Below are 5,506 nucleotides of genomic sequence, written 5' to 3' on the forward strand. Positions count from 1 at the left end.
CGGCGCATCCCCACCGACCGGGACCGATCCGACCTGGATCTGACGGCTGACCCTCCGGTCGGCGAGCTTCGTCGGAACGGACGGCATTCCGAGAGAAATTGCAGTCATCTGCTGTGCAACCCCAAGGTGTGGATCAAGGTCCCGAGATGGGCGGGCTCCGGCCCCGAGATTACGCCACCGCACGGCATCGGAGCACATCCCCGCGAAAAGTCCACCCAAAGGTAAGCGGCCGGACACAAAAGGTGTCCGGCCGCTGGAAACAGGAGTAATCAGCTGATCCCGGTGTGCCGCGGGAGACGGGGGATCAGGAGATCTTGACGGGATTGAAGACGTCGGCGACCAGCACGAGCAGGGTGAAGCAGATGAAGATCCCCGCCACGACATAGGCGAACGGCATCAGCTTCGCGACATCGAACGGGCCCGGGTCGGGCCGCTTGAACAGGCGTGCCAGCCTGCGCCGCAGGGACTCCCAGAGCGCGCCCGCGATATGCCCGCCGTCGAGGGGCAGCAGCGGCAGCATGTTGAAGAGGAAGAGGGAGAGATTGAAGCCCGCGAGCAGGAACAGCATCATCGCGATCTGGTTCTGCGCCGGGATGTCCAGCGTCATCACCTCACCGCCGATACGGGCCGCGCCGACCACGCCGACCGGTGAGTCGTCCTTGCGCGGACCGTCCCCGAAGGCGGCGCTCCAGAGGTCCGGGATCTTGGACGGCAGGGCGACGATCGACTCGACACCGTCCCCGATCATGGTGCCCATACGGTCCACGGACTGGGGGAAGGAGAGCGGGACGATCTCGGTGGCGGCGGCGAAGCCGAGATAGCCGGCCGGGATGTACTTGCCCGGGATGATCTCTCCGTCGGAGTCCTTCTCGGCCACCAGGTTCCTGGCGAGCGTGGCGTGCAGATCCTGGCGGGCGCCGTCGCGCTCGACGGTGATGGTGGCCGGGCCGATGGTCCTGCGGATGAGATTGGACAGCGTGGTCCAGTCCTCGACCCGCTGTCCGTTGAGGGCGACGATCCTGTCGCCCTCCTTGAGACCGGCCGCCCGGGCGGGCGAGACCGCGTCGCCCTGCTCGCAGGTGTCCCGCTTCTCGCTCTGCGGGATCACACACTTCTGCACGCCCGCGACCTGGGTGGTCTGCGTCTGGAAGCCGAAGCTCATCGCCACACCGATGAAGATCACGGCGGCGAGCACCAGATTCATGAACGGGCCCGCGAACATCACGATCACGCGCTTCCACGGCTTGCGCGTGTAGAACAGCCGCTTCTCGTCGCCCGGTTGCAGTTCCTCGAAGGCCGCCGAGCGGGCGTCCTCTATCATCCCGCGCCAGGGCGAGGTGGACCGCGCCTCGATCCGGCCGTCCGGGCCCGGCGGGAACATTCCGATCATGCGGATGTAGCCGCCGAGCGGGATCGCCTTGATCCCGTACTCCGTGTCGCCCTTCTTCCGCGACCAGATGGTCGGCCCGAAGCCGACCATGTACTGGGGGACCCGGATACCGAAGAACTTGGCCGTCGAGAGATGGCCGAGCTCGTGCCAGGCGATGGAGAAGAGCAATCCGGCGACAAAGACCAGAATGCCGAGGACCGTCAACAGAATCGTCATGCGCGAGCCTCCGCCGGCTGTTCGTCGCCGATTGTGCCTGCCAGTTGGTCTGCCAATGCCGCCGCCTTCTCACGGGCCCTGGCGCGTGCCCAGGTCTCCGCTTCGAGGACGTCGGCCACGGTGAGCGAGGTTCCCGTACGGGAGGGACCGCGCCCCGTGCCGTACACCGTGTCGTGTTCCTCGACGACCTCGGTGACCGTGTCCATGATGCCGTTGAAAGGGAGCCTGCCCGCGAGGAACGCGTCGACGCACTCCTCGTTCGCGGCATTGAACGCCGCCGGGGCCGTGCCGCCCCGGGCCCCCACCTGCCTGGCGAGTCCCACCGAGGGGAAGGCCTCCGTGTCGAGCGGGAAGAACTCCCAGGTCGAGGCGTTGGTCCAGTCGAAGGCGGGAGCGGCGTCCGGCACCCGCCACGGCCAGCCGAGACCGATGGCGATCGGCCCGCGCATATCGGGCGGGGTCGCCTGGGCCAGGGTCGAGCCGTCGCTGAATTCCACCATCGAGTGGACATACGACTGAGGGTGGACGACGACCTCAATGCGTTCGAAGGGAATGTCGTACAGAAGATGTGCCTCGATCACTTCGAGGCCCTTGTTGACGAGGGTCGCCGAATTGATCGTGATCACCGGGCCCATGGCCCAGGTGGGATGCGCGAGGGCGTCCCGGGGAGTGACATGGGCCAGCTCGGCGCGGGTACGGCCGCGGAAGGGTCCGCCGGAGGCCGTCACCACGAGCTTGCGCACATCGGCGCGGCTGCCGGAGGCCAGCGCCTGGAAGAGCGCGGCATGCTCGGAGTCGACGGGAATGATCTGGCCGGGCTGGGCCACGGCCTTGACCAGCGGACCGCCGACGATCAGCGACTCCTTGTTGGCGAGGGCGAGCGTGCGGCCGGCGGTGAGGGCGGCGAGCGTGGGCGCGAGCCCGATGGAGCCGGTGATGCCGTTGAGAACGGTGTGGCAGTCGGAAGCGGCCAGCTCGGTGGCCGCGTCGGGTCCCGCGAGGATCTCGGGGAGCGGCTCGCCCGTGCCGTACCGCGCCCTGAGCGCCTCCCGCAGCGCGGGCACGGCGTCCTCGCGCGCGACCGCCACGGTACGGACCCGCAGCTGTCCTGCCTGCTCGGCGAGGAGCGCGGGACGCCCGCCCGCGGCGGAGAGCGCGGTGACTCGGAAGCGGTCGGGATGACGCAGGACCAGGTCGATGGCCTGGGTACCGATGGATCCGGTGGAGCCGAGGACGACGATGTCCCGGCGGCCTTCGGTCGGGTCGAAGGCGATGTGCGGATCGGCGAGAGGGGCTGGGCTGTCGCTCATGCCCCCATTCTTGCCCCATCCGTGCGGTGGTTGGACAGCGCGCCCCCGCGGGTGTTTCCGTGCGCCGCCTCCACGGACTTGGGCGCCGGCCGGATTCCTGAGCGATTTCAGCTCTTCTCAGGCTTTTCCGATGGAGCGGAACTTCTGCCACTGGGCCTGGACGATCTCCTCCGGGACGCCTCCGACGTCCTCGGTGCCGGTGATCTCGGCGCGGAAGGAGAGCGTGGTGGAACCGGACCGTACGACAGTCAGATATTCGTACAGTTTGAGCTTTCCCTTCACGTCGAGAATCGTGAAGCGGTACGCGACGGCCTCGTCCCCCACTTCGGGCGCCTCGGCCGGTTCCGCCTTCAGATATCTCGCCCGCGCCAGCGCTCTTTCCTCGGTGAAGCCGCCCGCGCAGTCACGGCCCGCCGTACGCAGCGCCTTCATGACACCGGCCGCGTCCTGGGCTGCGTACGAACGGAGCTGCACGGAGACGGTGAGCCCGAGCATCTCGTCCGGGATGTCGGCCTTGCGGTGGACCTCGGCGGCGGGATCGAACGCGGTGGCGCCGCGGGCGAGGCTCACCAGCGGCTGGCAGACGGCGGGCTCGGCGGTGTAGTCCTCGCCGAGCGGGGCTCCGAGGGCGTACTCGGAGGCCGTGTACCGGCCGATCCGCTCGCCGTCGGTGAGGGAGGCGGCGGTGAGCCGCTCCTCGCTGAGCGGCGGGGGGCCGGTGGCGGCGCCCGTGGCCGGCGCGGAGGAGCCGCCGGGCCTGCCCGCGCTCTTGCCGCCGCCGTCGTCGCCGTCGGCCCGCCCGCCGCCGCTGCACGCGGTCGCTCCGACGAGTACGAGACCGGCGGCCAGGGCCACCGCACCACGTCGCGCCCGCCTTCTCCCGGCCCCGCACATGCCGCCCCCTCGTGAGTTGATCCGCCCGTGGCCGATCCGCCGGACCGGTCGTCCCGGGATCCGATTGTGCTGCACGGGAGCGCGGGCCGGGCCCGTACCCCGGAAGTCGGAAGTGACGGGCGGGAAGGGGCGGCACGGTCCCGGCGGATCGGCGCGTGAGGGATGACATGCCGTCAGTTCCGGCCGGTTCCCGTGGATTTCACCGGGACCGTCCGCTCGGGCCGTTGACCGCGCTCATTGACACACCCCATCCGTGGGCCGATTCTGAGAGCGCTCTCAAACCCCCCACAACGCAGGAGGCAGAGCGTGTTGGGCACAAGAAAGCTGTTCGCGTCACTGGCCGCCGCGGCGATCCTCGCCACGGGATTCACGGCCGCGGGACCCGCGTCACCGGCCGGAGCCGCCGAGGCGGCGGTCCCCGCCACCATTCCACTGACGATCACGAACAGCTCCGGCCGTACGGACCCGGTCTACGTCTACAACCTCGGGACGAACCTCACGACGGGCCAGCAGGGCTGGGCCGACGCGAACGGCACGTTCCACGCCTGGCCGGCCGGCGGCAATCCGCCGACCCCGGCGCCCGACGCGTCGATCGCGGGACCGGCCAACGGTCGGTCGCTCACGATCCGGATGCCGAAGTTCTCCGGCCGCGTCTACTTCTCGTACGGTCAGAAGCTCGTCTTCAAGCTGACCACCGGCGGTCTGGTGCAGCCCGCCGTGCAGAACCCGGCCGACCCCAACCGGGACATCCTCTTCAACTGGACCGAGTACACGCTCAACGACGCCGGGCTGTGGATCAACAGCACCCAGGTCGACATGGTCTCGGCGCCGTACGCCGTCGGCGTCAGGCTCCCGAACGGCACCACCAAGACCACCGGCCATCTCAAGGCGGGCGGCTACAAGGGCTTCTACGACTCGCTCAGGAGCCAGCCGGGCGGCTGGGCCAATCTGATCCAGACCCGCGCCGACGGCACCGTCCTGCGCGCGCTCTCGCCCGGTCACGGGATCGGATCGGGTCTTCTGCCGGCCTCGGTGATGGACGACTACATCAATCGGGTGTGGAGCCGGTACACCACCTCCACGCTGACCGTGACGCCGTTCGGGGACCAGCCCAACACCCGGTACTTCGGCCGGGTCTCGGGCAATGTCATGAACTTCACCAATACGGCGGGCGCGGTCGTCACCTCGTTCCAGAAGCCGGACGCGGACAGCGTCTTCGGCTGCTACAAGCTGCTGGACGCGCCCAACGACCTGGTCCGCGGCCCGATCTCGCGCACGCTCTGCGCCGGGTTCAACCGCTCCACGCTGCTGGTCAACCCCAACCAGCCCGACACGAGCGCGGCCGGCTTCTACCAGGACGCGGTGACCAACCACTACGCCAAGAAGATCCACGCCCAGATGGCCGACGGCAAGGCGTACGCGTTCGCCTTCGACGACGTCGGCGCCCATGAGTCGCTGGTGCACGACGGCAATCCGCAGGAGGCGTACATCACGCTCGACCCGTTCAGCTAGGCCCTGTCCGGTCGATCTTCGTGGATCGGCCCGGGGCGGCTGGTGGAGGGGGTACCTCCCGTGCCGTTCAGGCCACGGGGGAGCATCGCAAGGCGGCGGACCGGCGTCGTCGACGGCCCGGCCGTACCCGGGCGACTCCGACAACGCGGCGAGGTGCCGTGCCAGGCGTTCCGGGCCCGCGAAG

Annotated in this window: 4 protein-coding genes; 1 reads left to right on the plus strand and 3 read right to left on the minus strand. The window is 69.3% G+C overall.

From position 1 onward, the window contains the following. Positions 1-304 precede the first annotated feature (304 nt). The 3 genes from BFF77_RS29270 to BFF77_RS29280 form a co-directional block, all read right to left on the minus strand. Positions 305-1,606 (minus strand): M50 family metallopeptidase, encoded by a 1,302-nt coding sequence (locus BFF77_RS29270; protein ID WP_066955856.1) that lies wholly within the window; start codon positions 1,604-1,606, stop codon positions 305-307. After that, positions 1,603-2,916, minus strand: coding sequence for a 1-deoxy-D-xylulose-5-phosphate reductoisomerase (gene dxr / locus BFF77_RS29275; protein WP_066955858.1), 1,314 nt, complete (start codon positions 2,914-2,916; stop codon positions 1,603-1,605). The genes BFF77_RS29270 and dxr overlap by 4 nt, the downstream gene beginning before the upstream one ends. Before the next feature lie 117 nt (positions 2,917-3,033). Further along, positions 3,034-3,771: a hypothetical protein gene (locus BFF77_RS29280; protein WP_066955860.1), complete on the minus strand. Its 738-nt coding sequence runs from the start codon at positions 3,769-3,771 to the stop codon at positions 3,034-3,036. A 345-nt stretch (positions 3,772-4,116) separates the two neighbouring features. Between BFF77_RS29280 and BFF77_RS29285 the strand changes: the two genes are divergently transcribed. Beyond that, entirely contained in the window at positions 4,117-5,322 is a 1,206-nt protein-coding gene (locus tag BFF77_RS29285; protein ID WP_066955864.1) for a glycoside hydrolase family 64 protein, read from the plus strand. Positions 5,323-5,506 lie beyond the last annotated feature (184 nt).

The sequence above is a fragment of the Streptomyces lushanensis genome, from assembly GCF_001700515.1.
GTDB classification, from domain to species: domain Bacteria; phylum Actinomycetota; class Actinomycetes; order Streptomycetales; family Streptomycetaceae; genus Streptomyces; species Streptomyces lushanensis.